The sequence below is a fragment of the Streptomyces venezuelae genome, assembly GCF_008642315.1.
Lineage (GTDB): Bacteria > Actinomycetota > Actinomycetes > Streptomycetales > Streptomycetaceae > Streptomyces > Streptomyces venezuelae_D.
Genome location: NZ_CP029192.1, coordinates 1,253,609 through 1,279,407, shown reverse-complemented (window position 1 = coordinate 1,279,407; position 25,799 = coordinate 1,253,609). Strand labels below are relative to the sequence as shown.

23 protein-coding genes and 1 pseudogene are annotated in these 25,799 nt (G+C 71.3%); 8 read left to right on the top strand and 16 right to left on the bottom strand.

Annotated features, from left to right (window positions below; genetic code table 11):
* Positions 1-159: 159 nt before the first annotated feature.
* Positions 160-1,245 carry a multicopper oxidase domain-containing protein gene (locus DEJ48_RS05260; RefSeq protein ID WP_150220975.1) on the top strand — a complete coding sequence of 362 codons (1,086 nt, stop codon included), beginning with the start codon at positions 160-162 and terminating at the stop codon, positions 1,243-1,245.
* On the opposite strand, the gene DEJ48_RS05255 is transcribed toward DEJ48_RS05260, so the two are convergent.
* A complete protein-coding gene (locus DEJ48_RS05255) occupies positions 1,242-2,723 on the bottom strand; it encodes a HEAT repeat domain-containing protein (RefSeq protein WP_150214904.1) in 1,482 nt (493 codons plus the stop codon). The genes DEJ48_RS05260 and DEJ48_RS05255 overlap by 4 nt on opposite strands.
* An 18-nt stretch (positions 2,724-2,741) precedes the next feature.
* Positions 2,742-3,593, bottom strand: a complete 852-nt coding sequence (locus DEJ48_RS05250) for a polysaccharide deacetylase family protein (protein ID WP_150214902.1) — start codon at positions 3,591-3,593, stop codon at positions 2,742-2,744.
* A 156-nt stretch (positions 3,594-3,749) separates the two neighbouring features.
* Between DEJ48_RS05250 and DEJ48_RS05245 the strand changes: the two genes are divergently transcribed.
* Positions 3,750-4,802 carry a LacI family DNA-binding transcriptional regulator gene (locus DEJ48_RS05245; RefSeq protein WP_150214900.1) on the top strand — a complete coding sequence of 351 codons (1,053 nt, stop codon included), beginning with the start codon at positions 3,750-3,752 and terminating at the stop codon, positions 4,800-4,802.
* A gap of 51 nt (positions 4,803-4,853) precedes the next feature.
* Here the strand turns inward: DEJ48_RS05245 and DEJ48_RS05240 are convergent, their stop codons facing one another.
* Positions 4,854-6,092, bottom strand: a complete 1,239-nt coding sequence (locus DEJ48_RS05240) for a glycoside hydrolase family 64 protein (protein ID WP_150214898.1) — start codon at positions 6,090-6,092, stop codon at positions 4,854-4,856.
* Positions 6,093-6,349: 257 nt separating this feature from the next.
* On the opposite strand from DEJ48_RS05240, the gene DEJ48_RS05235 reads away from it, so the two are divergent.
* Together DEJ48_RS05235 and DEJ48_RS05230 are read left to right on the top strand one after the other, a co-directional pair.
* Positions 6,350-7,099: a VOC family protein gene (locus tag DEJ48_RS05235; protein WP_317850902.1), complete on the top strand. Its 750-nt coding sequence runs from the start codon at positions 6,350-6,352 to the stop codon at positions 7,097-7,099.
* Positions 7,100-7,360: 261 nt separating this feature from the next.
* Positions 7,361-7,609, top strand: coding sequence for a WhiB family transcriptional regulator (locus DEJ48_RS05230; protein WP_150214894.1), 249 nt, complete (start codon positions 7,361-7,363; stop codon positions 7,607-7,609).
* 98 nt (positions 7,610-7,707) lie between these two features.
* Here the strand turns inward: DEJ48_RS05230 and DEJ48_RS05225 are convergent, their stop codons facing one another.
* The 4 genes from DEJ48_RS05225 to DEJ48_RS05210 all read right to left on the bottom strand — a co-directional run bounded on the left by DEJ48_RS05225 (position 7,708) and on the right by DEJ48_RS05210 (position 12,902).
* Positions 7,708-8,865, bottom strand: a complete 1,158-nt coding sequence (locus DEJ48_RS05225; protein ID WP_150214892.1) for an oxygenase MpaB family protein — start codon at positions 8,863-8,865, stop codon at positions 7,708-7,710.
* Positions 8,866-8,921: 56 nt separating this feature from the next.
* A complete protein-coding gene (locus DEJ48_RS05220; RefSeq protein ID WP_150214890.1) occupies positions 8,922-9,974 on the bottom strand; it encodes a polyprenyl synthetase family protein in 1,053 nt (350 codons plus the stop codon).
* A complete protein-coding gene (locus DEJ48_RS05215; protein ID WP_150214888.1) occupies positions 9,967-10,248 on the bottom strand; it encodes a polyprenyl synthetase in 282 nt (93 codons plus the stop codon). The genes DEJ48_RS05220 and DEJ48_RS05215 overlap by 8 nt, the downstream gene beginning before the upstream one ends.
* A 173-nt stretch (positions 10,249-10,421) precedes the next feature.
* The gene (locus tag DEJ48_RS05210; protein ID WP_150214886.1) at positions 10,422-12,902 is read right to left on the bottom strand and encodes a hypothetical protein; all 2,481 of its coding nucleotides are present in this window, start codon (positions 12,900-12,902) and stop codon (positions 10,422-10,424) included.
* A 97-nt stretch (positions 12,903-12,999) separates the two neighbouring features.
* On the opposite strand from DEJ48_RS05210, the pseudogene DEJ48_RS05205 reads away from it, so the two are divergent.
* A pseudogene (locus DEJ48_RS05205) lies at positions 13,000-13,410 on the top strand (helix-turn-helix domain-containing protein); the annotation flags it as partial.
* On the opposite strand, the gene DEJ48_RS05200 reads toward DEJ48_RS05205, so the two are convergent.
* From DEJ48_RS05200 to DEJ48_RS05185, 4 genes are all read right to left on the bottom strand, one after another.
* On the bottom strand, positions 13,325-14,296 hold the full coding sequence (locus DEJ48_RS05200; protein ID WP_150214884.1) for an acyl-ACP desaturase: 972 nt from the start codon (positions 14,294-14,296) through the stop codon (positions 13,325-13,327). The pseudogene DEJ48_RS05205 and the gene DEJ48_RS05200 overlap by 86 nt on opposite strands.
* 162 nt (positions 14,297-14,458) lie before the next feature.
* The gene (ddaH, locus tag DEJ48_RS05195) at positions 14,459-15,235 is read right to left on the bottom strand and encodes a dimethylargininase (RefSeq protein WP_150214883.1); all 777 of its coding nucleotides are present in this window, start codon (positions 15,233-15,235) and stop codon (positions 14,459-14,461) included.
* Between the two features lie 40 nt (positions 15,236-15,275).
* Positions 15,276-17,618 (bottom strand): ATP-binding cassette domain-containing protein, encoded by a 2,343-nt coding sequence (locus tag DEJ48_RS05190; protein WP_150214881.1) that lies wholly within the window; start codon positions 17,616-17,618, stop codon positions 15,276-15,278.
* 10 nt (positions 17,619-17,628) lie between these two features.
* Positions 17,629-19,272, bottom strand: a complete 1,644-nt coding sequence (locus DEJ48_RS05185; RefSeq protein WP_150214879.1) for an ABC-F family ATP-binding cassette domain-containing protein — start codon at positions 19,270-19,272, stop codon at positions 17,629-17,631.
* Positions 19,273-19,560: 288 nt separating this feature from the next.
* Between DEJ48_RS05185 and DEJ48_RS05180 the strand changes: the two genes are divergently transcribed.
* The gene (locus tag DEJ48_RS05180; protein WP_190537213.1) at positions 19,561-20,271 is read left to right on the top strand and encodes a GOLPH3/VPS74 family protein; all 711 of its coding nucleotides are present in this window, start codon (positions 19,561-19,563) and stop codon (positions 20,269-20,271) included.
* A 70-nt stretch (positions 20,272-20,341) separates the two neighbouring features.
* On the opposite strand, the gene DEJ48_RS05175 is transcribed toward DEJ48_RS05180, so the two are convergent.
* Complete coding sequence (locus tag DEJ48_RS05175) at positions 20,342-20,758, bottom strand: SsgA family sporulation/cell division regulator (protein WP_150214876.1); 417 nt, start codon at positions 20,756-20,758, stop codon at positions 20,342-20,344.
* A gap of 222 nt (positions 20,759-20,980) precedes the next feature.
* On the opposite strand from DEJ48_RS05175, the gene DEJ48_RS05170 reads away from it, so the two are divergent.
* Positions 20,981-22,084: a WD40/YVTN/BNR-like repeat-containing protein gene (locus tag DEJ48_RS05170; protein WP_411757525.1), complete on the top strand. Its 1,104-nt coding sequence runs from the start codon at positions 20,981-20,983 to the stop codon at positions 22,082-22,084.
* 4 nt (positions 22,085-22,088) lie between these two features.
* Here DEJ48_RS05170 and DEJ48_RS05165 read toward each other — a convergent pair whose 3' ends face one another.
* From DEJ48_RS05165 to DEJ48_RS05150, 4 genes are all read right to left on the bottom strand, one after another.
* Positions 22,089-22,388, bottom strand: coding sequence for a YciI family protein (locus DEJ48_RS05165; RefSeq protein ID WP_150214873.1), 300 nt, complete (start codon positions 22,386-22,388; stop codon positions 22,089-22,091).
* A gap of 34 nt (positions 22,389-22,422) precedes the next feature.
* The gene (locus DEJ48_RS05160; protein WP_150214871.1) at positions 22,423-22,860 is read right to left on the bottom strand and encodes a GNAT family N-acetyltransferase; all 438 of its coding nucleotides are present in this window, start codon (positions 22,858-22,860) and stop codon (positions 22,423-22,425) included.
* Positions 22,861-22,881: 21 nt separating this feature from the next.
* Positions 22,882-24,303, bottom strand: a complete 1,422-nt coding sequence (locus tag DEJ48_RS05155) for a flotillin family protein (protein WP_150214869.1) — start codon at positions 24,301-24,303, stop codon at positions 22,882-22,884.
* A 95-nt stretch (positions 24,304-24,398) separates the two neighbouring features.
* Positions 24,399-24,914: a hypothetical protein gene (locus DEJ48_RS05150; RefSeq protein WP_150214867.1), complete on the bottom strand. Its 516-nt coding sequence runs from the start codon at positions 24,912-24,914 to the stop codon at positions 24,399-24,401.
* 164 nt (positions 24,915-25,078) lie between these two features.
* On the opposite strand from DEJ48_RS05150, the gene DEJ48_RS05145 reads away from it, so the two are divergent.
* On the top strand, positions 25,079-25,768 hold the full coding sequence (locus tag DEJ48_RS05145) for an endonuclease V (protein ID WP_150214865.1): 690 nt from the start codon (positions 25,079-25,081) through the stop codon (positions 25,766-25,768).
* Positions 25,769-25,799: the final 31 nt, after the last annotated feature.

The window sequence follows — 25,799 nt, the reverse complement described above, 5'->3', positions numbered from 1 at the left end:
TCGCCAATAGGTATCACCGCGATAGCACCAACTTTGTCCTGCGTGTGGATAAACACAGATCTGGCCGATACCGTGTGGCCGTCTCCGGGGCCTCCTGTGTCCCGCCAGTCTCCTTAGCGCAGTGGGGAGTTCGTCATGGACCGATCGAACCGACGGGATCTGGACAGGCGCGGCTTCAACCGTCGGATGCTCATCGGCGGCGCGGCGGCGGCGGCGGGGGTGACGTCGTTGTCGGTGGCGGGTGCGCCCGATGCGAGGACGGCCGAGGCGCCGCCGCGGTCGGCGCCCGCGGGCGGCGAGGTCAAGCGCATCAAGCTGTACGCGGAGAAGCTGCCCGACGGGCAGATGGGGTACGGCCTGGAGAAGGGCAAGGCGTCCGTTCCCGGCCCGCTCATCGAGCTGAACGAAGGCGACACGCTGCACATCGAGTTCGAGAACACGATGGACGTCGACGCGAGCCTGCACGTCCACGGCATGGACTACGAGATCTCCAGCGACGGCACGCGGCACACCAAGAGCCATGTGGAGCCGGGTGGCAAGCGCACGTACACCTGGCGCACGCACGCGCCGGGCCGCCGCAAGGACGGCACGTGGCGCCCCGGCACGGCGGGCTACTGGCATTACCACGACCACGTGGTCGGTACGGATCACGGCACCGGAGGCGTCCGCAAGGGGCTCTACGGCGCGCTGATCGTGCGGCGCAAGGGCGATCTGCTGCCCGACAAGACGTTCACCGTCGTGTTCAACGACATGACGATCAACAACAAGGCGGGCCACGACGCACCCGCGTTCGAGGCGACGGTGGGCGACCGCGTCGAGTTCGTCTCGATCACGCACGGCGAGTACTACCACACGTTCCACGTGCACGGTCATCACTGGGCGGACAACCGCACGGGCCTGCTCACGGGACCCGACGACCCGAGCCGGATCATCGACGACAAGATCGTCGGTCCGGGCGACTCGTTCGGCTTCCAGGTCGTCGCGGGGGAGGGGGTGGGGGCCGGGGCGTGGATGTACCACTGCCACGTCCAGAGCCACGCGGACATGGGGATGGCGGGGCTGTTCCTGGTGAAGAAGGCGGACGGGACGATCCCGGAGTACGAGCCGCATCATGCGGGCGCGTCGAAGTCGTCGCCTAAGTCCTCTCCCAAGAAGTCCTCTCCCAAGAAGTCCTCGTCCGAGGAGCCCTCACCGGAAGCCGGGGCCGGGGCCGAGGCCTCCGGAGGGCACCACCACCACGGCTAGTCCGCGTCGGCGCGCAGCCGTTCCACCAAGGTGTCGGTCATGTCGGCGAGGTCGTCCGGGTCCGGGTAGCCGTCCGGTTCCGCGCAGCGGTCGGTCCAGCCCGAGGCCCGCAGACGCTCCAGGCGTTCGAGAACGCGGGGGCGGATGTCGTCGGGCAGCCGGAACCCGTCGTCCTCCGCGGCGAACAGGCAGGCCGCCACGAACCCCCAGTGGACGTCGGGGGATTCGAGCTCGTGCAGCAGCCGGTCGTACGCATCCGGAACGCTCCGCGCGAGTGCGTCGCGGAAGCTGACCGCGCGCAGGGCGGGGACCGGCGAGTCGGCGTGCCGCCGCAGCGCGTCGGCGACGGCACCGGCGGTACGTCCCTCGGCGCAGTCCAGGCCGGCGAGCGTCCTCGCGGCGGCGACGCGGACCGCGGTCTCCCCGTCGTGGTCGAGGAGGGCGACGAGCCCGTCCACGGCCTCGCGTTCCACGGGGGAGCCCTCGGCCATCGGGTCGAGGCCGCTGACGGCGGCCTGGCGCACGTCGGCGTCGGGGTGCCGCAGGGCTTCGAGGAACAGCGGATACGGCGGCTCGTCCAGGGGCCTGTGCGTCTGGAGCTCGTCGTAGCAGCGCAGCACGTCGGCCAGGACGCGGGGGCCGGGCTTCCCCGCGGCCAGCCGGTCCAGGGTGCGGCGGACCGCTCCGTAGCGGAGCGTGTCGTTGAACAGCAGCAGGTCGGAGAGCAGCTCGACGCCGAGGGTGCCGCGGTCCGGGTCCTGGTCGGCGCAGAGCGCGAGGGCCTCGTCGATGAGGAGGCCGACCTGGGCGCGCTCCGTCCAGGAGTCCTCGTCGGCGGCCTGGGCGACGTCGACCACGATGTCGACGCGCTCCTTGGAGCCGGGCGCCAGGGGCAGCGCCTCCGCGAGCCGAGCGCGCGTCCGCCCCAGCAGCCGCTCCGCGTCCTCGGCGCTCGGCGGCTCGTTCCTGCGCACGACGAGGGACGCCAGGATGACGGCGAAGTCGAACGCCAGGTCGCGCTGGAAGTCGCCGGGCCGTCCGAGCCTGTCGAGGCCCTGCGGAGTCCAGCCCTGCCCGCGCAGGTACGTGAGACGTTCCCGCATGTCGTCCTGGATGTCCTCGCCCACCTCGCGCAGGGCCGGCGGCCCGCCGAGCTCCTCGACGAAGCGGGTCCACGCCCGCAGGAACCCTTCGGGGTCGTCCAGGTGTCCGGCGACGATCCCCTCCACGCGCTGCCGCGCCCCGGCGTCGCGGCGCAGCGCCGCACTGAAGCCGTCGACCACGGTCTCGTGGAAGTCGTCCGTCCACGGTTCGCGCGCCACGGCCCCGGCCAGTTCCCGGAGCGCCCACTGCGGATCGGCTTCCTCGGCGGCCTCGACCGCGGCCCTGGCACGCACCGCCGCGTCCGGATTCCGCAGGGCGGCGCCCAGCTCCTCCTGGAGCCCGGCCTGCTTGCGCTCTCTCCGCTTCTTGAACATGGGGGCAGGGTACGCAGGTCAGGCGCCCGCCGACAGCGCGGTCCCGGGCCGCCGCGGGGCGGGGGACGTGAGGAGGGCGCGGAGGTCGATGACGCGGTACCCGTGGGCGTCGATCGCGTCGAGGATGCGCGGCAGCGCCTGCGCGTCGAGCACGTCCGTACGCCCCTCGGAGGCGCCCACGTGCATCTGGAGGATCGCTCCGGGGCGCAGCGCGTCGACGGCCCTGCGCACCGCACGGTCCACCGTCATGCCGCCCTGGGTGCCCTTCCACCCGTTGGTGTCGGCGGTGAACTCGATGTCGGCGAATCCCAGCCCGTTGACCTCCCTGATGTGGGCCGGTGCGGTCTCGCCGTAGGGGAAACGGAAGAACGGGGTCATGGCTGCCCCCGCACCGGCCTCGCGCAGGGCCCGGTCCGCGGCCCGCACCTCGCGTCGCCGCCCGGCGGCGGTCAGGTCTTTGAAGTAGGGGTGGCTGTAGGAGTGGTTTCCCAGGCCGTGTCCCGCCGCCGCGATCCGCTGCACCACCCGCCGCTGCCGGTCGGCGAAGTCGCCGGTCAGGAAGAACGTCGCGGGCGCGCGTCGGCGGGCGAGGGCGGCGAGGATTCGACCGAGGCCCGCTTCGTTCCAGGCCGCGTTGAAGGTCACCGCGACCACCCGCTCGCGCGTGGCGACGGCCCGGTTCTCCGATCCGAACAGGGCCCGCAGCCTCTTCTCGTCCACAGGTGTCGCCGGGTGCGGCGTGGCGGCGTGGGCCGGTGCGGCCGGGAGCAGTCCGGAGAGCGGCTGGGCGACGGCGAGGAGCCCGGCGGTGACGCCGAACACGCGGCGGGACACGGCACGGTCCGTGATGAGGACGGCAGGAGTTTCCATGCCCTCGTGATCGGCCCGACGAGGCTCCGCCTTGAGGAGGCGCGACCGCGGCCGACGAGCCCTCGACCTCGAATTCTCCCCGAACCCTTCACGCGCACCTCCCCCCACCCATACGGAAAGATGCCTCCTGACATCGTCAGGGAGGAGTGACCGAAGGTGACCGAGGAACCGCGTCCCACTCTGGAGGCCGTGGCCGCTCGTGCGGGGGTCTCCAGGGCCACCGTCTCGCGCGTCGTCAACGGGGACCCGGGGGTGCGGGAGGTGCTCGCGGAGAAGGTGCGGCGGGCCGTCGACGAGCTCGGATACGTCCCCAACCGCGCCGCCCGGAGTCTGGTCACGCGGCGCCACGACGCGGTCGCCGTGGTCATCGCCGAGCCGGAGACGCGGGTCTTCGCCGACCCCTTCTTCGCGCTGCAACTGCGCGGCATCAGCAAGGAGTTGACGGCCCACGACGTTCAGCTCGTGCTGCTGCTCACCGAGGGGCGGGACGATCACGAGCGGGTCGGGCGGTATCTCGCGGGCGGGCACGTCGACGGCGCGCTCGTCTTCTCGCTGCACCTGGACGACCCGCTGCCCGGCATCATCCGCCGCGCCGGCGTGCCGACCGTCTTCGGCGGGCGCCCCGGGTGGCCCCAGGCGGCGGGCGACGGGCCGGACGCGCCGTACGTCGACTGCGACAACCGGGGCGGCGCGCGGGAAGCGGTGCGGCATCTGGTGGGTCTCGGGTGCCGTCGGATCGCGCACATCACCGGCGCCCTCGACCAGACCTCGGCGGTCGACCGGCTCGACGGGTACCGCGACGCGCTCGCCGACGTCGACCCCGCGCTGATCGTCGAGGGTGACTTCACCCCGGCAGGCGGGGAGCGCGCGATGCGGGAACTCCTCGACCGTACCCCTGATGTGGACGGCGTCTTCGCGGCCAACGACCTGACCGCGTCCGGCGCCCTGCGGGTGCTGCGCGAGCGGGGGCGGAGGGTGCCGGACGACGTGGCGGTGGTCGGCTTCGACGACATGCTCCCGGTCGCCGAGCAGACCGAACCGCCCCTCACGACGGTCCGTCAGGACATCGAGGAGATGGGGCGGTTGATGGCCGGGATACTGCTCCGCGGAAGGGGAGGAGCGGAGCGCGGGCCGGCCGGTGCGGAGGGCGGCGCCGGGCCCGCCGGTGTGGTGCTGCCGACGGCACTGGTGCGCCGCGCCTCCGCGTAACGGGTCTGGACCCTCGGGTCCGCGGCGGGAGCTGCGAAGGATCGGTCGACGCTACGCGCCCACGCTCACCGTGAACCGCCGTGGATTGCCGTCGTGCGCCGCGCCCGAGACGTCCGGCTGCCCGTCGGGACGTACGTCGTCGTACGGGAAGGCGTACCCGATGGGGGAGTTGGCGTGCACCACGCGCGACCAGTGGTTGGTCACGGGGTCCCGGTAGTAGTCCGCGGTGCTCGTGCCGTTCGGCTGCTGGGGGTGGGTGAGCATGATGCTGCGGTTGAAGCCCGCCGCGAGCCGGGCCAGCAGGCCCTTCTTGTCGTCGGGGTCGTTCGGGTTGTTGGCGAACGGGCCGTGGTTGCAGGTGAAGATGTCTTTCGAGGTCGGCTTGGGGAACGAGTGGCCGCCGTTGAACGTCAGGACGTCGCCGTTGACCCGCCCGGTGAACACGCCGCGGCCGCCCTGGAGGTCGATCTTCAGGTCCGTGCCGCGGTACTTGTCCCACACCTTGTCGATGTAGCTGTTCCAGACGTCCCGGAACGGCATCTGGTCCGGCCGGTCGAAGTACGGCGCCATCAGGTTCTGCGGCGAGATGACGCGCAGCACGCCGCCGTCGTCACCGCGTATGACCAGCTTGTCCCAGGGCTGCCCGTCCTTCCTCGCCTGCGCCGTCAGATCCGCCGCGATCCTGTCGACGGCGCCGTCCGGCAGCGGGGCCACGGTGTGCTTGCCGTCGCCCTCCAGGGTCAGGCCGATGGGCAGCGCGGTCACCAGGTCGACGTAGCTGATGTTGGCGTACAGCTGCTGGGGGTTGAACGTGAACTCGCAGAACGACCACGTGCGGCCGTAGTTGGGGTCCGCGCGGGTCGCGAAGGCGGGCTCGACCAGGGCGGGGCCGGGGTTGAGGAAGAAGTCCAGCTTGTCGTCGCGGACGAAGTAGACGCGGGCGCCGAACATCTGAGGCAAAGTCAGCACCTTGGGCGCGGATCCCGCGGCGCCGAGCGGGATGGCGCAGTCGACGGGCAACGGGGTCTGCGGGGCCGAGGGCGACTCGGGGCGGTAGACGCCGCCGTCCGGCTTGAGCAGCACCCAGCGGCCGCTGCCCTGCTCGTGGCCGGTGACGTACGCGCGCACCTGGCCGGGGAGCGACTTGTTCGCGAGGGCCAGCTCGCAGGTGGCGGGCGCGGCCGTGCCGCCCGCCTGGGCGCCGGGGCTCAGAGCGCTGCCCCAGACGGGGTAGGTGAGGGCGCCCGCGGCGCCGGCTGCGGTGGTCAGGAACGTTCGACGCGATATCACGGAAGGTCTCCTGCGCGGTTGCGTGGGGGGTTGTCGTGTGGGGGGCACCACTGTCTCGACGGGCGATTGCGGCGTCAAGAGTTGTGACTGAGAGCGCTCTCAAAAATGTTTTCCCTTCATCAAATGACGTGGTGGGGGCAGGGCGAGCCGATTGTCAGTGGGTGGTGCCAGACTTCTGAGTGCGGAAGAGAGATCCGACAAAGGAGTCGATCATGCTCAATAACCGTTTCATGCCAGGTGCACCTGTTTGGGTGGACATGTGCGCCCCTGACCTCGGCAGCGTCAGCGGGTTCTACCGCGAGCTGTTCGGCTGGGAGCTCCAGCAGGGCGCAGCGGACGTCGGCGGGTACAGCCAGTACCAGCTCTCGGGCCGCACCGCGGCGGGCGCGATGGCCATATCGGCCGACGAGGCAGCGCCGTCCTGGACGCTCTATTTCCGCACGCCGGAGGTGGACGCCACGGCGAAAGCCGTCGAACAGGCAGGTGGCAGCAGTCTCTTCGAGGCCGTGGACATCCTCGACCTCGGCCGCATGGCGGGTCTCGTCGACGACGCGGGCGTCCCGTTCTCCGTGTGGCAGCAGGGCGAGCTCAAGGGCCTCGATGTCCTGAACGAACCGGGCGGTCTGGTCTGGACCGAGCTGTACACCCCGGACGTCTCCGCGGCCACCGCCTTCTACGGCTCCGTGTTCGGCTGGCAGACCACCGAGGCGGCCTTCCCCGGCGGGACGTACACGATGGTGCACCCGGCGGGCGGCTCCGCGGACGACATGTTCGGCGGCGTCGTGCCGCTGGCGAGCGACCCCTCCGAGACAGCGGCGTACTGGTTGCCGTACTTCCAGGTGGACGACTGTGACGCCACGGTCGCCAAGGCCCGGCAGGGCGGCGGTGAGGTACGCATGGAGCCCGTGGCGATGGAGGGCGTGGGGCGCTTCGCGAAGCTCGCGGACCCGGCGGGGGCGAAGTTCGCGGTGCTGCAGCCGTCGCCGCCCGGGGAGCAGGGCCAGTAGGGCCGACGGAGGAAGGCGTAACCTTCGGTGCCCGGTCCGCGCGTCCGGAACCGGGTGCCGATGGGTCGTTTCGCGATGCGCGCGGGTCGTTTCGCGGTGTTCGGGCGGTCGTTTCGCGGTGCCCGCGGGCCGTTTCGCGACGCGCGCGGCTGGGCAGCCCTCACCGGGGCGTCTGCCGGCCACGGCTGTCCGGAGGCCGGCCGGGCGGTCGTTGATCGTTCGTTGATCGGTTGTTTCGCGCGGTGGGACAGCATCGGTGCCATGCAGATCGAGATGACAGCCGAGCCCGAACTCGCCTGGCAGGAGCAGGCTCTGTGCGCCCAGACCGGAGCCGACTTCTTCTTCCCCGAGCCCGGTAGCTCGGTGCGTGAGGCGAAGGACATCTGCCAGATGTGCGACATGCGCACGGCGTGCCTGGAGTACGCACTGAACAACGACGAGAGGTTCGGCGTCTGGGGCGGCCTCTCCGAGAAGGAGCGGTACGCCCTCAGACGCGAAACCCGCGCCTGAACCGCCGACGACCCTGACGGACTCCCGAACCCGCGAGCCCCCGAACGACAACGGGGCCCGCGGGTTCTCGGCATGCGGGCGTCAGCCGCCGGGGCGCCTCACACCGTGGCGGCGGGCGGGGTCCAGCGGCGGGTGCGGGGGACCGTGTGGGAGACGCCGTAGTCCGTCTTGAGCTGCTCGGGGATGGCGTAGTGCATGACGCGTCCGCGCGTGAGCGAGGACAGTTCGAGGACGCTGGTGAGGTGGCCGAGGCGGTCCAGTGCCCAGGCGCCGAGCGGGGAGCGGTCCTCGATGGTCTCCAGGACGCCGAGGAGGTGGGGCACGGCTTTGACGAGGGTGTCCCACCGGGTGCGGGGCACCGCGAGCCAGTCGGCGCAGGTGTCTCCGACGAGGTGGCGGATGAGGGCGGAGACGATCGGGTCGAGGAGGGTGCCGGGCACGACCTCTTCGTAGAGGTCGATGAGCTGCCGGGTCAGGTGCGTGCCCTCCTCGGAGGGCCCCATGTGCCGGACCATGTACAGATCGAGGAAGTGGCGGGCCTCGTCGAGGGTCTTGGGGACGGCGTCCTGGTCGACACCGAGCATCGCACCGACCACGCGCCACGCGTAGTAGTACGCTTCCGCGCCCTCGGTCGTCATGTGGATGCCCAGCCGGTGCAGGCTGTCCAGGACGAGCATGGAGAAGAACATCTGCCCGCCGATCATGTCCTCCTGGCAGATCGGCGTGCCGAGCGCGTCGGTGTCCCACCGGTTCTCGCGCACGAGGTGGTGGCGGATGGAGGCATGCAAGAGGCGGACCTTCTGCGCGGCCGGGATGAAACGGCTCCCGCTCTCGAACGCGTCGGGCCGCATCAGGTAGACGGTGAACTGCCCTGTCTCCGCCATCCGTTTGGACGGGTACTTCAGTCCGTGCGTGGTCGAGAGCAGCTTCGCGACGTGCGGGACGACGTAGCAGGCGGGCATGGAGGCGAACGACAGCGCGGTCGAGATGTGCACGTTGTTGTCGATGAAGAACAGGCGGGCCTTCTCCATCTCCCCCCAGTCCACCCACCCCGGCGGGACACGGGTGGCCTCGAGGTATTCGCGCGCGACGTCGGGCAGCCCGTCCGGCAGCGGGGCGCCGACCGTGGAGACGTAGCGCATCAGGGTGTTGAACGTGCCCACCTGGCCGCGTTCGAAGAGAGCGGCGACGGTGGCGTCGGCGAGTTCGTCACCGGCCTGTCGCAGGGTGTTCATCGATGCCTCGGTGCAGGTCACAGCGGGTTCCTCGGCTTTCACGGGGGGGCGGCGTCAGGACGGAAGAAGAGGCCGGTTCAGGAGAGGCGGAGCGCCGCCGAATCGGCCAGCGCGGTGAGGGCGTCGGTGGCGTGCGACGGCACGTCCAGCTCGTGCAGGGCGTCCAGCGCCTCCGTGACGCGGGCACGGATCATGTCCTCGATGCCGGCGGGCGCCCCGAGCCCGAGCATCAGCTCGCGCACCGCCCGCAGCCCCTCCTCGCCCAGGTCGCGCCTGCCGAGCAGGGAGCGCAGCCGCTCCCGCTCGTCCGCGCCGGCGAGGCGCCATGTCTCCGCCAGCAGGGCCGTGGGCCGCTGACCGTGCACGTCGTCGGCGTTGGCCTTGCCCGTCACGCTCGGGTCCCCGAACAGGCCGAGCAGATCGTCCCGCAGCTGGAACGCCTCCCCGAGCGGCAGCCCGTACGCACGGAAGCCCTCGCGCAGCCCCGCCCCCGCACCGGCCAGGGCCCCGCCGATGAGCAAGGGCTGCTCGACCGTGTACTTGGCGGTCTTGTAGCGGATCACCTTCAGCGAGGCCGTGGTGTCCGGGTCGCTTCCGGTACGGAGGATCTCCAGGCACTCGCCCGCGACCAGCTCACGGGCCATCACCGCCCACAGCGGGCGGGCCCGGGACAGATAGGCGGCGGGCAGACCGCTGGTGGCGAAGAGCTCCCCGGCCAGCGCCATCAGCAGGTCTCCCACCAGCATCGCCAGGGACCGGGCCGCCGCGTCGGCGTGCGGGCGCCTCCGTACGGCGGCGCGCAGGGCCCTGTGCGCGGTGGGCCTGCCGTGCCGCAGGGGGCTGTCGTCGATGAGGTCGTCGTGCACGACCGCCGCCGCGTGCACGAGCTCCATGGAGGCCGCGGCCCGTACGGCCGCGTCGCTGTCCGGCTGTCCCACCGCGCGCCAGCCCCAGTAGCAGAATGCCGACCGCAGCCGCTTGCCGTCCGCGACCGCCGCCTCCAACTGCGCTGCCACCGGGCCAAGGAGCGGATCGATCTCCGCCAGCCGGTCCGCCTCCTCGGCGACGAAGCGGAGCAACGCGTCGTCGACGCGCGCCTTCAGCCCGTCCGGCCCCCACGGTTCACTCACCGTCGGCGGCCTGTCGGGCGAGGGCGCGGCGGGCCAGGATCTCCAGGTGGGCCGGGGGCGCGGCCGCGTATCGGTCCAGCGCCAGCCGGCCGCGCGCCAGGAGGTCGTGCTCGGCCTCCGCCGCCAGCTCCGCGGTGTCGGAGCGGCGCAGTGCGTCCCGCACCGCGCCCACCGCCGAACCCACCGTGGTCACCGCCAGCTCCGCCAGCCCGGCCGCCAGCAGTAAGGCCTGACTGTCCAGGCCCGCCCGCCGCTGATCCTCTTCCCGTGCCATGCCACGTCTCCCACCCAGTGCGCGTTCACCAGACGCCGGTCACCCGTCGTCCTTCGAGCGTCACCTCACGCCCGGCACGGGAACAGAAGAACTCACGAACGAGCGATCACGTCGCTCGACAGTACGGATCAAGGTCCGTCGAGCGGACGCGCCCGGCAAACCGAGCACCGGACTCAGGTGTACGTCACCACGAACCGTCGCGTCCCGGCCGGAACGAGCACGTCGTCCCCGGAGACGGGCAGCTGCCGCCCGTCCGCCGACACCGACCGCACCTGCCCGAACCGGCACGGATACACGTACCGCACCGGCTCCGGAGCCTCGGTGACCTCCACGGTCACCGTCCGGGCGCCCGCGTCGTGCGTGAGCCGGTACCCGAAGGGCCTGCCGAACAGCGTCGGCGCGGATTCGACGGCCACCGTCTCCCCGTCCCGCACCCAGTGCGGACGTACCCCCGGCGCGATGTAGACATGTGGATCGCGGTCCTCGTCCGCCTCGAACAGCAGGATGTCGCGGATCAGGAGCAGATACTCCGCGGCGGCCCAGCCGTGCGGAATGTCGCCCATGTACCAGTGCCTGGACGGTACTTCGTGGAAGTCCGAGGCGATGGTGAACGCGTGCTGCTCGTTCCAGGCGCCGAGCGCGACCGCCCGCTCCTCGGTGCGCGGGAAGGCGGCCCCGACGATCCACCCGAGCAGGGCGTCCGCCCGTGCCGGGTCGCCCGCCAGCAGGTAGGCGTGCGCCAACTGCGTGGTGAGGTACGGGCCGTACGCGTTCCACGCCGCCTCGTGGCGGTAGCCGCCCCGCACGAAGCGGGCGTACATGGTGTCGAGCGTGCAGCGCGCCGCCGCGTCGATGTCGGTGCCGAGCTTGCTGCCCATGTGCAGGCGCAGCGGGTGGAAGAACGCCGCGGTGCCGATCATCGTCGAATCGAGCCTGCCGACGTCGCCGGGACCGGTCGGGATGTACGTCTCCCAGGCGCCGCGCCTGCGCTGCTCCGCCAGGACCCAGCGCACCGAGGCCGCCGTGGCGCGCTTCACGTCGTCGAAGGCCGCCCAGAGTTCGGGCACGTCCGGCGAACCGATGCGTTCCGCGAGCCGCGCCGCCTCGTACAGACCGGCGAGCGCCCACAGGTCGTCCCAGTAGTGCGGTTTGTCGCGCTCGCCGAGGTGCTCGGCGCTCCATCCGCTGTGCAGCAGCCCGTACTGGTCGCGGTTGTCCCGCAGCCACCGGGCGCCGTCGATCACGTACGGCGTGTACAGCTTCGCGCCGAACGCGGCGGCGCGGCCCTTCGTGCGGTCGAAGCGGCCGATCGCCCAGAGCGCCTGTCCGTTGCTGTCCCATTCGCGGTCGTCCCGCTCGTGCGGACCTCCGTAGAAGCCGTACTCGGCACACGGTCCGATCCGGCCCGTGCCGCGATTGAACTTCAACGGGTAGTGGGTGCCCAACTGGTGCTCGGCGAGCGCGCCGTCACCCACCAGCGAGCAGGCAGTGGCCTCGACGGACGAGTCGCGGATCCAGAACGAGTCGTACACCGTGGGGCCCGGGTGGATCTCCCCGTGGTCGGAGAGGATGAGCAGCTGCGACCGCGACTGGCGGAACAGATCGGTCAAGTGCGCCACGGGTCGCGGCAGTTCGGGCTGCAAGCCCTGCCCGACGAGCTTCGACGTCCAGAACGCCCGGTTGGCCTCCTCCAGCTCACCCGACGGAACGGACCTGATCTCCGCCAGATCGGCGGCCCCGCTGTACAGATCGACGGGCAGTCGCACATCCAGCGCGAACATCTCGTCGTCGACGATCCGGAACGGCCACGCGAACGCCGCGCTGCACAACCCGGCGACCTGGTCCTGGGCCTGCCCGGCCCCGTTCAGTTTGCCGCCGTTGACCAGGTCGTGGAACGGACTGTGCGCGAGATAGGAAGCCGGGTCGTGGCTGAAGTCCGGGTTGCCGTACACGCCGTACTGCTCGGGCACGGTGTCGAACACCGGACCCCAGCCGCTGTTCGTCTCCACCCGGTTCTCCGCGGGCAGATACCGCAGGAACGTCAGCCTCCGGTCGGTGATCTGCCGGCCGTTGCGGTCGTGCCGCTGGAATCCGCTCGGCCCGGCCGGCATGACCGCCGCGCACAGCCGGCCCTCGCGCGGCTGACCGGTCGCGGTGCCCACCGTCACCCGGGACACCACGAGGTCGCGCTGCCGCGCCCCGACGGTCGTGGCGAAGGTGCGCTGCACGAACTCGACGCCGTCCGGGGCGCGGAAGTCCGTGAGGACGACGGGCAGGTGCGGCGCCTCCATCCGCTGGGACACCGTGCCGTCGCCCGGCAGCTGCGGCAGGTGCAGGGCACCCGTCGCCGGGTCGTAGAGGAAGAAGAACAAGCAGTACTTGTCGTAGACCGGCTCGATCTCACCGGCCTGGCCGATCAGTGACTCCTGACGGTGGTCCTTCACGCCCACCATGTGCCAGTAGCGGTACAGGGCATTGGAGGCCAGGGCGGCTTCCTTCGTCTCGTACGTTCCCGAGTCGAAGTCGTCGCTCCAGCGCCGGAAGGCCTGTTGCGCCCACCACGGCACGGGAAAGGGCACCTGCGCCCGGCCCGCCCAGCTGCGCCACATGACCTCGTAGAACATCCACTCGTGGGTCTGCGCCATCTGCGCCATGGGTTCACCCCCTCGCCCACCGTCGCACCGAGGAGGACGGTCGTAAATCGGTGCGACAACCGGCTGTCTTCTTGTGGGGTGTCAGTCCCAGGCCCGCACGTTCCGGCGGCTCGGGGCGCGCCCGTGGGCCGAGCGCGCCCGCGCCGAGGCGCGCGCCTCGGGACTCGGCGTCCCGCACGCGGCACCCGACGCGCTCGCCCAACTCTCCCCGCAGCAACGGCAGATCGTCGGACTCGCGGCGCGCGGGCTGACCAACCGGGCGATCGGGGAGCGGCTCCTCCTCTCCCCGCGCACGGTCGGCTCCCACCTCTACCGCAGCTTCCCCAAACTGAGGATCACGGCACGCGCGCAGCTGCGCGATCTCGTCGAGGGCACTGGTGAGGGCGGCTGGGCGGACCGTCGAATCCAGCCGCCCCATCCCGTCAGGCGCCGCGCGCCGCCATCCGCGCCTTGCGGGCGGCCAGCCTCTCGTCGAACTTCGACGCTTCCGCGTCCAGCCCGCCCATGAAGAAGCCCAGCTCCTCCTGCGCCTTCAGGCCCTCGGGGCCGAGCCCGTCGATCTCCAGGACCTTCAGGAAGCGCAGCACGGGCTGCAGCACGTCGTCGTGGTGGATGCGCATGTTGTAGACCTCGCCGATGGCCATCTGCGCGGCGGCGCGCTCGAAGCCCGGCATGCCGTGGCCCGGCATCCGGAAGTTGACCACGACGTCGCGCACGGCCTGCATGGTCAGGTCGGGGGCGAGCTCGAAGGCGGCCTTCAGGAGGTTGCGGTAGAAGACCATGTGCAGGTTCTCGTCGGTGGCGATGCGCGCCAGCATGCGGTCGCAGACCGGGTCGCCCGACTGGTGGCCGGTGTTGCGGTGCGAGATGCGGGTCGCGAGCTCCTGGAAGGCGACGTACGCGACCGAGTGCAGCATCGAGTGGCGGTTGTCCGACTCGAAGCCCTCGCTCATGTGCGCCATCCGGAACTGCTCCAGCTGGTCCGGGTCGACGGCGCGCGAGGCGAGGAGGTAGTCGCGCATCACGATGCCGTGCCGGCCCTCTTCGGCGGTCCAGCGGTGCACCCAGGTGCCCCAGGCGCCGTCGCGGCCGAAGAGGGAGGCGATCTCGTGGTGGTAGCTGGGGAGGTTGTCCTCGGTGAGCAGGTTGACCACCAGGGCGATGCGGCCGATGTCGGTGACCGGGGACTGGCCCTTCTCCCACGCCTCGCCGTCCTCGAAGAAGCCGGGGAAGTTCCGGGCGTCCGAGAACGGGACGTACTCGTGGGGCATCCAGTCCTTGGCCACCTTGAGGTGGCGATTGAGTTCCTGCTCGACCACTTCCTCCAGCGCGTAGAGCAGCCGGGCGTCGGTCCAGCTGTCCGCGCTGCCGAGGTGGGGAGAGGTGATCGTCACGGGGGCTCCAGGGGGACGGGAGTACAGAGAGTTCCATGGGCAGTGCGAGCGGTGCACTACCTACGGTGTCGTAGGTTACGTTGCCGTAGGTTAAACCCTCCGTAAAGAGGCTTCGAGCCCGGCCCCCACCCGTCTCCGTCGCCTCCACGGCCCCAGTACAGGTCAGGCGTACAGTTCACGGAGTCGGACTGAGAGGCACGTCACACAGCCTTCGAGCTTCTCGAACTCGCTGATTTCCACTGGAACCGGGTCGAATCCGAGATCGGCGAAGAGCTCCGCGCTGCGGGGCGCACTCGCCGACATCAGCAGTTTCGAGCCGCCGAGCAGCACCACGTGCGCGCCCGCCTCCTCCGGCACGGGAAGGAAGCGGGGGAAGAGCGAGGGGCTGTCGACGAGCGGCTCGTACCCGACGACCGTCCCGTCGGGCAGCGCCGTCACGGCGGACTTCAGGTGCAGGACCTTGGCCACGGGCACCGAGACGACCCGCGCGCCGAGCGGCTCGAAGACGGCCCGCAGCTGCCGCACCCCCTCGGCGTCGGTCCTGCCGCCCCGCCCGACGTAGAGGGTGTCGCCGACCTTGAGCACGTCCCCGCCCTCCAGCGTCCCCGGCTCCCACACCCAGTTGACCGAGCACCCGAGCCTGCCGACCGCCTCCTCGACGCCGGTCGTCTCGCCCTGCCGGGAGCGGGCGCCGGACCTGGCGATCAGGGCCACGTTCCGGAAGACGACCACCGCGTCCTCCACGAAGACCGAGTCGGGGCACGCGTCCGCCGGCTCCACCTCGAACGTCTCCCAGCCGTGCTCGTTCAGCGCCGCCACGTACGCCTCCCACTGCCGCGTCGCGAGGCCCACGTCGACAGGCGTGCGTTGCAGGTGGGTGACCAGGCCCTCCGCGAGGCGCGGGCTCGGGCGGCGTATCAGGGCCTTCTTGCTGGGCACGGACGGCTCTCCTCACGCGGGCGGGGCGGGTGCCGCAACATCATGCAGCGCGTCGCCCGTCCCCGCCCAGAGCGCCTCGCAGATGATCGGCCGTGAACGAGCCCTCGGCCCGCAGCAGCTGCGCCGGCGTCCCCTCGAAGACGATCCGACCGCCGTGCTTGCCGCCGTCCGGACCCAGATCGATCACCCAGTCCGCGTGCTTGACGACGTCGAGGTTGTGCTCGACGACGATCACCGTGTTGCCGGCGTCGACGAGCCGGTCCAGCATGGCGAGCAGCCCGTCGATGTCCGCCATGTGCAGTCCGGTGGTCGGCTCGTCCAGGACGTACGTCGTGCCGGTGCGGTGCAACTGCGTGGCCAGCTTGATGCGTTGACGCTCGCCCCCGGAGAGCGTGCTCAGTGGCTGCCCGAGTGTGAGGTAGGTGAGACCCACGTCCCGCAGGGCGCACAGCCGGCGACGCACGGACGTGTCGTCGAGTCGCGCGAAGAAGTCCAGGGCCTGCTCTGCCGTCATCTCCAGTACGTCCACCACGGACCGGCCGTCCACGGTGAGCCGCAGCACCTCTTCCTTGAAGCGGCGTCCCTCGCACGCCTCGCACGTCGTGGTCACCGGGTCCATGAACGCCAGGTCGCTGTAGATGATCCCGCGCCCCTGACAACGCTCACACGCTCCATGGGAGTTGAAGCTGAACAGGCTCGCCTTCGCGCCGGTCTCGCGCGCGAACAGCTTGCGCACCGTGTCCATGATCCCGAGGTACGTCGCCGGGGTGGAGCGGCCGGAGATGCCGATGGACGACTGGTCCACGACGACGGCGTCCGGGTGCGCGTCGGTGTACGCCTTCGAGACCAGGGTGGTCTTTCCGGACCCCGCGACGCCGGTGACCGCCGTGAGGACCCCGGTGGGCACCCGCACGCTCACGTTCTTCAGGTTGTGCAGGTCGGCGCCCTTGACCCAGTGGCCCCCCACGGCTTCGCGCGGGTGCTCCTTGATGCCGGTGGTGCGCCGCAGGTGGCGGCCGGTGAGGGTGTCGGCCCGGCACAACTCCTGCGGTGTGCCTTCGAAGACGACCAGGCCGCCGTCGGTGCCCGCCGCCGGGCCCATGTCGACGACGTGGTCGGCGATCGCGATGACGTCGGGGTCGTGCTCGACGACCAGGACGGTGTTGCCCTTGTCGCGCAGCCGGAGCAGGAGGTCGTTCAGGCGCCCCACGTCGCGCGGGTGCAGTCCGACGCTCGGCTCGTCGAAGATGTATGTCATCCCGGTGAGGCTGGACCCGAGGTGGCGCACCATCTTCAGGCGCTGTCCCTCGCCCCCGGAGAGGGTGGACGTCTCGCGGTCCAGGCTGAGATAGCCGAGGCCGATCGCCTCGATCCGTTCCAGTGCGGCCACGGCGGCCGCCGCGATCGGGCCGGCCACCGGGTCGTCGACGCGTCCCAACTCCCTGATGAGGTCGCTGACTTCCATCCGGGTGCAGTCGGCGATGCCGAGGCCGTTGATGCGGGTGGCGAGCGCCGTGGGGTTGAGGCGGGCCCCGTGACAGGCCGGGCAGGGCCCCTCGTCCAGGAAGCCCTGGACGAGGTCGCGGGTCCTCTGTGAGAGCGTGGAGAGGTCGCGGTTCAGGTAGAGCCGCTCGAAGCGGTCGGCGAGCCCTTCGTAGTCGATGTCCCGCGCGCCACCCGTGTTGTTGACGTTCACCTTCTTCCGCGCACGCCCGCCCCCGCCCCGCAGCAGGAACCGCCTTTCCGCGTCGGTGAATTCACCGACCGGCTTGTGCGTGTCCAGGTCGGGCGTGTTCGTGTACGTCTGGCCCTGCCAGGTGCCCACGGCGAACGGCGGGAAGAGGATCGCGCCGTCCGCCAGGGACCTGGCGGGGTCGAGGATGCGGTCGTAGTCGGGCCGTACCGTGCGCCCGAGTCCGTCGCACTCGGTGCACATGCCCGACGGGTCGTTGAACGAGTACGCCGTCGCCGGGCCCGCGCTCGGCGTGCCGTGCCGGGAGAACAGCACGCGGATCACGGAGTAGATGTCCGTCATCGTGCCCACGGTGGAGCGGGAGTGGCCGCCGATCGGCTTCTGGTCGACGACGATCGCGGGGGAGAGCTCCTCGATGGCGTCCGCATGCGGCCGCTCGTACTTCGGCAGCCGGTTGCGGACGAACCAGGTGAACGTCTCGTTCAGCTGGCGCTGCGACTCCACCGCGATCGTGTCGAAGACGACCGACGACTTTCCCGATCCCGACACGCCCGTGAAGACGGTGAGCCTGCCCTTGGGGATGCGCAGGCTCACCTCCTTGAGGTTGTTCTCCCGGGCGCCTTCGATGGCGATGCAACGGTGCGTGTCCGGATGTGTCTCTCGGTGCGTGGCCTCGTGGTTCTGGTCCATGCACCCGAAGCTAGGCGGAATACCCGACAGCTTCTGTCTTCTTTTCCTGAGTGATCTCCGTGAGTTCCCCGTCCAGGAGCAGCCACCGCGTGATGCCGATGGACTCCAGGAACGGCAGGTCGTGACTGGCGACGATCAGCGCGCCCTCGTACGACTCCAGGGCCGTCGACAGCTGCTTCACGCTCGCCATGTCGAGGTTGTTCGTCGGCTCGTCGAGCATGAGCAGCTGCGGCGCGGGCTCCGCGAGCAGCAGCGCCGCGAGCGCCGCGCGGAACCGTTCGCCGCCCGACAGGGTCGCCGCCCGCTGGTCGGCCTTGGCGCCCTTGAAGAGGAAGCGGGCCAGCCGCGCCCTGATGCGGTTGTTGGTCGCGTCGGGAGCATACGCCGCCACGTTCTCGGCGACGGTGAGCGCGCCGTCGAGCACGTCGAGCCGCTGCGGCAGGAAACGCATCGGCACATGGGCCAGTGCCTCGCCGGAGACCGGTGCCAGCTGCCCGGCGACGGTGCGCAGGAGCGTGGTCTTGCCCGCGCCGTTCCGGCCGATGAGCGCGATCCGCTCGGGGCCGCGCAGCTCGAACTCGCCCCGCACGCGGGCGCCGTAGCACAGTTCGAGGTTGCTCAGGGTGAGCACCGTGCGCCCCGGGTGGACCAGGGTGTGCGGCAGGTCGACACGGATCTCGTCGTCCTCCCGCACCGCCTCGACGGCGTCGTCCAGGCGCTCCTTGGCCTCGGCGAGTTTCTCCTCGTGCATGATGCGGTGCTTGCCCGCCGACTCCTGGGCGGCGCGCTTGCGGTTGCCCATGACGACCTTCGGCTCGCGCTTCTGGTCCCACATCTTCTGGCCGTACCGCTTGCGGCGGGCCAACTTGACGTGGGCATCGACCAGTTCGCGCTTCTGCTTGCGCAGATCGGTCTCGGCGACGCGCACCATGCGCTCGGCCGCCTCCTGCTCCACGGCGAGGGCCTCCTCGTACGCTTGGAAGTTTCCGCCGTACCAACTCACCTCCCCGTCACGGAGATCGGCGATCTGGTCGACCAGGTCCAGGAGTTCACGGTCGTGGCTGACCACGACCAGGACGCCGGACCAGGCATCGACGGCCGCGTACAGCCGCCGACGGGCGTACAGGTCGAGGTTGTTGGTCGGTTCGTCGAGAAGGAGCACGTCGGGACGGCGCAGCAGCAGCGCCGCCAGACGCAGCAGCACCGACTCGCCGCCCGACACCTCGCCCGTGGTGCGGTCGAGGCCGATGTGGCCGAGCCCGAGCTGGTCGAGGGTGGCGACGGCGCGCTCCTCGACGTCCCAGTCGTCGCCGACCGCGGTGAAGTGCTCCTCGCGCACGTCACCCGCCTCGATGGCGTGCAGCGCGGCGCGGGTCGCGGCGATGCCGAGCACCTCGTCGACGCGCAGGCCGGTGTCGAGGGTGACGTTCTGCGGCAGATATCCGACGTCCCCGGCGACGCGCACCACGCCGTCGGTGGGCGTCAGCTCACCCGCGACGAGCTTCAACAGGGTTGACTTTCCTGAGCCGTTGACGCCGATGAGTCCGGTCCTGCCGGGTCCGAAGGAGACCTGGAGGCCGTCGAAGACGCCGGTGCCGTCGGGCCAGCCGAAGGAGAGCGACGTACAGCTGATGGAGGTGGGGTGGGTGGACATACAGGCCTCGCGGTTGCTTGGTGTGGAGCGCGGTCAGGGGCAACGCGTTCGAGACACCGCGGCGGAGGAGAGGCCGGAGAACGAGAAAAGGCCTGTGCCGGGGGACGGGACGGCTCGTGAAGCCGAGGTCGCACACGGCGTGCACGGCAGCGAGAGCTGCGTGACGCGGTGTCTCATGACCTCAGACGAGCAACGTCCTTCTCCTATCGACGGCAACAGAACCGTTGTACACCGTAGGACGGGCTCCGGGGTGTGTCAACGTTTTATCGTGGGCTCACACCCGGCTCCGTGGACGCCGACCGAGGAGGCGCCGTGCACTACGGCACGCTGTCCCTGCCCGCCAAGCTCCTGCTCCTGGCGTGGAACGGGGAGAGGGGAAAGTTCACCGGCGGCCCCGACCTGCACCTGGTCGTCCGCGCCGGAGCGCTGGCCGAGCTCGCCCAGCGCGGCGTGATCGTCGAGACGGACGGCATCGTCACCCCGGTGACCGGCGCGCGCACGGGCGACACGGTGCTCGACGCACTCGTCGAGCTCATCGAGGAGTCCCGGCCGCGCAAGTGGCGCGGATGGATGACACACCGCTCCGGCAACACCCTGAACGAGGTCCGCGACCAGCTCACCGCCCACGGCTATCTGCGCCTGGAGCGCCGCCGTGTCCTCGGCGTCTTCCCTGTCCGGCACTGGGAGCTGGAGCGCGCCGGATACGCGGAGGCGCTGCAGGCGGAGGCGGGTACGGTGCTGCGCGGTCCCCAGTCGATCACGGAGGTGTCCGAGAGCGAGGCGGCCCTCGTGATGTGCGCGGCCACCGGCAAGCTGCGGCCGTTCGTCACCGGCAAGGACCGCAGGCGGTACAAGGACCGGCTCACCGAGCTCACCGACCGCGGCGGCGGCGCGTCGCTCGACGTCACCCGGCAGATGCGCGCCCTGCGCAAGGCGCTGGCCTCGGCGATCACGGCCGCGGAGGCGGCGCGCTCGTCGAGCGGGGGAGGCGGGGACTGAACTCGGGCTCGCTCGGCCGCCACGGAAGGCGCGGCGCGGAGCCGACCCTACGGACAGCCCGATCCGCCGCTCAGCACGCGTCCCGCATCAGCTCGGCCAGGTCCTGGTCGAGATCCACGTGGCGGCTCTCCTGGCCGGCCGGCACCAGCGCCATCGAGCTGCGCAGGAAACGGCGGAGGTCCCCGGTGCGGATGTGGACGATCGCGGTGCCCTCGGGGGCGTGGAACTCCACGACCGTGCGGTCGAACCCGTACGGACGCACGCGCACGTCGCCGTCGCCCACCGCACGCTCCACGCCGTGGACGAGGAGCTCACGGGCGAAGGTCCAGTAGACCTCGATGCCTTCCAGGGTCGCGGGAGCGGGGAAGCTCATGCGCACGGCGAACGGATCCCGCCGGTCGTAGTGGAGCGTTGCGGGAATGGTCGGCATCCGCGGCTCGGCGGCGACCAGGCGGGCCTCTACGGCTTGCTCGATGACGGTGGACAACGCCTGCTCCCTCACTGACTGCTGGACGACTGGGGTCGGCACTTGAATAGACGACGGAAAGACCGGATGCGTGCACACGGAGGGCGGTTCGGAGCGAGTGACCTCTGTCACCGCGACACCCTGGCAGGGCCCGCGGTTCCCGGCGACCACCTCATGGGGGATGCCTTCAGGCCATCTGGACGAGGCTGCGCGCGTCGGCTAGCTTCGCCCGCCATGAGGGGCATGGGGAAGATGAAGTCGACGAGGCGGACGGTATTGACGGGACTGTGCGGCGCGATGCTCGCCGCGACCGTCCTCGGCGCACCGGGCGCCGCGCGGGCGGACACCGATGCGCACCACCCGGACCGGGAACCGCGCTGGCAGCTCACGGAGAGCGGTACCGACGCCCGCTTCCGGGGGCTCGCCGCCGTCAGCCGTGACACTGCGTGGGCGGCCGGCACGAAGGGGACCGTGCTGCGCACCGCGAACGGCGGCAAGACCTGGCGCGAAGTCTCCCCGCCGGGCGCCGCCGGTCTGGAGTTCCGCGACATCGAGGCCTTCGACGACCGCCGTGCGGTGGTCCTCGCCATCGGCGAGGGCGAGGCGTCGCGGGTGCTGCGCACCGAGGACGGCGGGGCCACCTGGACGGAGTCCTTCCGCAACACCGACGCCAAGGCGTTCTACGACTGCATGACCTTCCTCGACCGGCGCCACGGCCTCGCGATGAGCGATCCCGTCGACGGGAAGTTCCGCATCCTGTCCACCGCCGACGGGGGCCGGTCCTGGAAGGTCCTGCCGAACTCCGGCATGCCCGCGGCACAGGAGGGTGAGGCGGGCTTCGCGGCGAGCGGCCAGTGCCTGGTGAGCAACGGGTCACGGGACGTGTGGCTGGCCACGGGCGGGGCGGCACGCGCGCGTGTCCTGCACTCCGCCGACCGCGGAAGGACCTGGAAGGCCACCGACGCGCCGGTCCCGGCGGGCGACCCGGCCCGCGGCGTCTTCGGGCTCGCCTTCCGCGACCGTACGCACGGCATCGCGGTGGGCGGCGACTACCGCGCCGACCAGCCCTCGCCGAAGGCGGCGGCGGTCACCCGGGACGGCGGGCGCCGCTGGGACCCGGTGGGGAAGCCGCCGCCCGCCTACCGCTCGGGCGTGGCCTGGTTCCCCCACAGCCGCACCACGGCGCTCGCGGTCGGACCCACGGGCACGGACGTCACGACGGACGGCGGCCGGAGCTGGCGGACCATCGACTCGGGGTCGTACGACACCGTGGACTGCACGGCCGACCGGGGCTGCTGGGCCGCGGGGGAGAAGGGGCGGATCGCCCGCCTGGAAGGGGTCCGCTAGGGCCTCAGGCGGGCAGTTCCTCGCGGTACGCGGAGAGGGCCGGGGCCGTCTTCGTCGCGTAGAACTCGGTGATCCGGTACGCGCACACCTCGGCCACGGTGAACGGGTCCTGCGCGACGATCTTCTCGACCTGCGCGCGATCCTCCGCGACGGCGATGAGCACGCCGCCGTCGCGCGGGTTCTTGCGGCCGGAGGCGAGGACGACACCGGCCTCGTACTGCTGGTCGAGCCAGGCGACGTGGGCTTCCAGGTGCGCGTCGACGGCGGAGAGCGGCGCGGTGTAGGTCAATTCGAGAATGAACATGATCGCGAGGCTACCGGGCGGCCCTGACCAGGAACTACCGGGCGGCCCTGACCATGAACACGTCGATCGGGTCCTCCGACTCGACCGTGAAACCGTGGCGCTCGTACAGCCGCCGGGCGGCGCTGCCCCGCAGGACGTTGAGGCGGACGGCCGCGCCCTCGGCGTCGGCCCGCTCCAGGAGCGAGCCGAGGACCGCCGAGCCGAGGCCGCGCCCCTGGAGCCGCGGGTCGAGGAAGAAGTGCTCCAGCCAGAGCCCGTCGGCGGCGGGCCGCAGGGCGACACACCCCGCGAACGCGCCGCCGCTCTCGATCACGGACGTGTGCTCCGCGCGGAACGCGTCCCGGAACCGCTGCCGCACCCGGTGCGGATCGAAACGGCCGAGCCGTTCCAGATCCGGCCGCATGACGACGGCCCGGAGCTCCACGATGACCTCTATGTCTGCCGTCGTCGCGGAGCGCACCGTCCAGTTCATGATCGTAAGTATGCCGAGTCCCTACAGGTCGGTGACTTCGATCTTCCCGTTGGCCGAGGAGGCCGGGCTCGCGGGCTTGGCGCCCGTGATGTTCTTGAGGAGCTCGGCGAGGTCGACCCCCGTGGTGGAGCTGAGGAGCTCCACGCCCTGGGCGACGTTGTCGGCGACCGTACGGGACAGCTGTCCGGCCCCGTCCGTCGAGATCACGGTCATCTTGTCCACCGCAGCGAGCGGTTCGGACGCCTTGCCCACCACGCTCGGCAGGACCTCGACGAGCATCTGCAGGACGGCCGCGTCGCCGTACTGCGCGAACGCGTCGGCCTTCTTGCGCATCGCCTCCGCCTCCGCGGCACCCCGCGCGCCGATCGACGCGGCGTCGGCCTCGCCCTCCAGGCGTACGGCGTCGGCCAGCGCGGCACGGTGCGCCTTCTCGCCCTCACCGGTCAGACGGGCCCGCTCCGCGTCCGCCTCGGCCTGCTTGACCAGGCCGATCCTGCGGGCCTCCGCCTCCTGCTCGGCCTGGTAGCGCGCGGCGTCCGCGGGCTTGCGGACCTGGGTGTCCAACTCGCTGTCGGTGAGCGCCGCCTGGCGCTTGGCGACCTTCTCCTGCTCGGTGAGCACGTCCTGCTGCCGTGCGGCCTCGGCGAGCGGCCCCGCGGCGCTCGCGCGCGCCGCCGCCTCGTCCGTCTCGGCCTTGATCTCGGCCTGCTTGAGGTAGAAGGTCCGCTGCGCGACGGCGATCTCCTCCTCCGCCTTCAGCCGTGCCTGCTCGGCTGCGCGGCGCGCCACGGCCTCGGCGATGTCCGCCTCCTGCCGTGCGCGGGCGGCCTCGGGACGGCCGAGGTCCTCCAGGTAGGAGCCCTCGGTGGTGATGTCCTGGATCTGGAAGGCGTCCAGGACCAGGCCCTGACCGGAGAGGCTGGCCTCGGCCTCCTCGGCGACCTGTCCGGCGAACGCGGCACGGTCGCGGATGATGTCCTCGACCGACATGCGCCCCACGATGGAGCGCAGCGCGCCGGAGAGCACCTCCTGGGTGAAGCCGACGATGCCGTCCTGCTGGACGAGGAAGCGCTGGGCGGCGGCGCGTATCGAGTCCTCGGTGCCGCCGACCTTCACGATGGCGACGCCTTCGAGGTTCGCCTTGACGCCGCGCAGCGTGACCGCGCCGCGCACGGCGATCGGGATGTGCCGCGAGGACAGGTCGAGGGTGAACTTCTGCTGCACGAACGGCACGACGAAGACACCGCCGCCGACCACGACCTTCTGGCCGCTGTTGTCGGTCATGACCCGGCCGGTGTCCGGATCCGTGGACTTCTTGCCGCGCCGGCCGGTCACGATGAAGGCCTCGCTGGGCCCGGCGACCTTGTAGCGCGTGATGACGACGAGCGCCAGCAGGACGAGGAGTACGACGACTCCGACGACCGAGATCAGGACTGGACTCATGGTGCATTCCCCCCTTGCCACCCGGGGACGGCAGATCGGTTGCGAAAAGTTGGTGAGCGGCGGCGGACCGCCCGGAGCCTGGAGCGGCGACCGCGTCAGCGTTCGACGGGACGGACCGCCACCGACGTCGGCGAGAGCGCCGCGTCGACCCAGATCTCGGTGCCCCGGGCCACCGCGGCGGAGCTGCGGGCCGCGTACTTCACGCGCTGGCCCGCGAGGTGCAGCAGCACCTCGCCGTAGCCGTCGGCCGGAATCGCCGTGACCACGGACCCCGCGGTGCCCACGAGGTCGTCGCCGCGCGGCGTGACAGCGGTCTGGTCGCGCATCAGGGCGCGGGTGAGCTTCCACGTCACCCAGCCCGCCCCGGTTCCCGCGCAGGCTCCCGCGACGGTGGCGGGGCCGGCGCCGAGGCCGGTCGTGCCGAGCACGAGTGCTCCGCCGAAGCCGAGCATGGCGACGAATCCGGCGACGACCGGCAGGGACAGGAGCCCGTCGAAGAGCCCGTCCAGTGCCCCCGCTCCTCCGAAGAGCCCTTCGAGGACCCCGTCCAGGAGGAGCGAGAGCACCAGCAGCACGATCCCCGCGATGCCGAGACCAAGAAACACCGTCATCGGATCACTTCCCCCGTCGCGCCGTTCACCTCGGTACGGGGGAATGCTGACATAGCGGACCGGTGCCGTTCATTGCCTGAACCCGGCAATCTTTACGCGTCTTTAATGCCGGGCGTCGCGGGGCAGGCGGGACTTCCGACACAGGCCCTAGGCTTCCCGGCACCATGAGCAGCTATGTGATGCCTTCCGACTGGCCCGCCGACGAGCGGACGGCGCGCGCCGTCCAGGACGAACTGCGCACCCGCGTCGTCCTCGACGAGACCGGCCCGCCGCCCGGCACGGGCCGTGTGACCGGCGTGGACGTCGCCTACGACGACGAGCGGGACGTCGTCGCCGCGGCCGTCGTCGTCCTCGACGCCGCGACGCTCGACGTGGTCGAGGAGGCGACGGCCGTCGGCAAGGTGGCCTTCCCGTACGTGCCCGGCCTGCTCGCGTTCCGGGAGATCCCCACGGTCCTGGCCGCCCTGGGCGAGCTGCGGTCGGACCCCGGGCTCGTCGTCTGCGACGGCTACGGAGTGGCCCACCCGCGCCGCTTCGGCCTGGCCAGCCACCTCGGCGTCCTGACGGGGCTGTCGACGATCGGCGTCGCCAAGAACCCCTTCGCCTTCGCGTACGAGGACCCGGCCGCCGCACGGGGGAGCGCGTCGCCGCTGCTGGACGGTGCCGAGGAGGTCGGTCGTGCGCTGCGCACCCGCGAAGGTGTGAAGCCGGTCTTCGTGTCGGCAGGGCACCGGGTGACCCTGGACCGGGCCTGCGCGCACACCTTGTGTCTCACGCCCCGCTACCGGCTGCCGGAATCCACCCGCCGCGCGGACGCGCTGTGCCGCTCCGCGCTGCGGGAAGTGGCCGGTTGAGAGCCGGAAAGACGAGCGGGTTAGCATATGA

Excerpts from the sequence above, each read along its gene's own strand:
- DEJ48_RS05185 (WP_150214879.1), bottom strand. The coding sequence starts at position 19,272 with ATGTCCACCCACCCCACCTCCATCAGCTGTACGTCGCTCTCCTTCGGC.
- DEJ48_RS05160 (WP_150214871.1), bottom strand. The coding sequence starts at position 22,860 with ATGAACTGGACGGTGCGCTCCGCGACGACGGCAGACATAGAGGTCATC.
- DEJ48_RS05230 (WP_150214894.1), top strand. The coding sequence starts at position 7,361 with ATGCAGATCGAGATGACAGCCGAGCCCGAACTCGCCTGGCAGGAGCAG.
- DEJ48_RS05150 (WP_150214867.1), bottom strand. The coding sequence starts at position 24,914 with ATGACGGTGTTTCTTGGTCTCGGCATCGCGGGGATCGTGCTGCTGGTG.
- DEJ48_RS05215 (WP_150214888.1), bottom strand. The coding sequence starts at position 10,248 with ATGGCACGGGAAGAGGATCAGCGGCGGGCGGGCCTGGACAGTCAGGCC.
- DEJ48_RS05145 (WP_150214865.1), top strand. The coding sequence starts at position 25,079 with ATGAGCAGCTATGTGATGCCTTCCGACTGGCCCGCCGACGAGCGGACG.
- DEJ48_RS05250 (WP_150214902.1), bottom strand. The coding sequence starts at position 3,593 with ATGGAAACTCCTGCCGTCCTCATCACGGACCGTGCCGTGTCCCGCCGC.
- DEJ48_RS05170 (WP_411757525.1), top strand. The coding sequence starts at position 20,981 with ATGGGGAAGATGAAGTCGACGAGGCGGACGGTATTGACGGGACTGTGC.
- DEJ48_RS05255 (WP_150214904.1), bottom strand. The coding sequence starts at position 2,723 with ATGTTCAAGAAGCGGAGAGAGCGCAAGCAGGCCGGGCTCCAGGAGGAG.
- DEJ48_RS05165 (WP_150214873.1), bottom strand. The coding sequence starts at position 22,388 with ATGTTCATTCTCGAATTGACCTACACCGCGCCGCTCTCCGCCGTCGAC.
- DEJ48_RS05190 (WP_150214881.1), bottom strand. The coding sequence starts at position 17,618 with ATGGACCAGAACCACGAGGCCACGCACCGAGAGACACATCCGGACACG.
- DEJ48_RS05155 (WP_150214869.1), bottom strand. The coding sequence starts at position 24,303 with ATGAGTCCAGTCCTGATCTCGGTCGTCGGAGTCGTCGTACTCCTCGTC.
- DEJ48_RS05210 (WP_150214886.1), bottom strand. The coding sequence starts at position 12,902 with ATGGCGCAGATGGCGCAGACCCACGAGTGGATGTTCTACGAGGTCATG.
- DEJ48_RS05235 (WP_317850902.1), top strand. The coding sequence starts at position 6,350 with ATGTGCGCCCCTGACCTCGGCAGCGTCAGCGGGTTCTACCGCGAGCTG.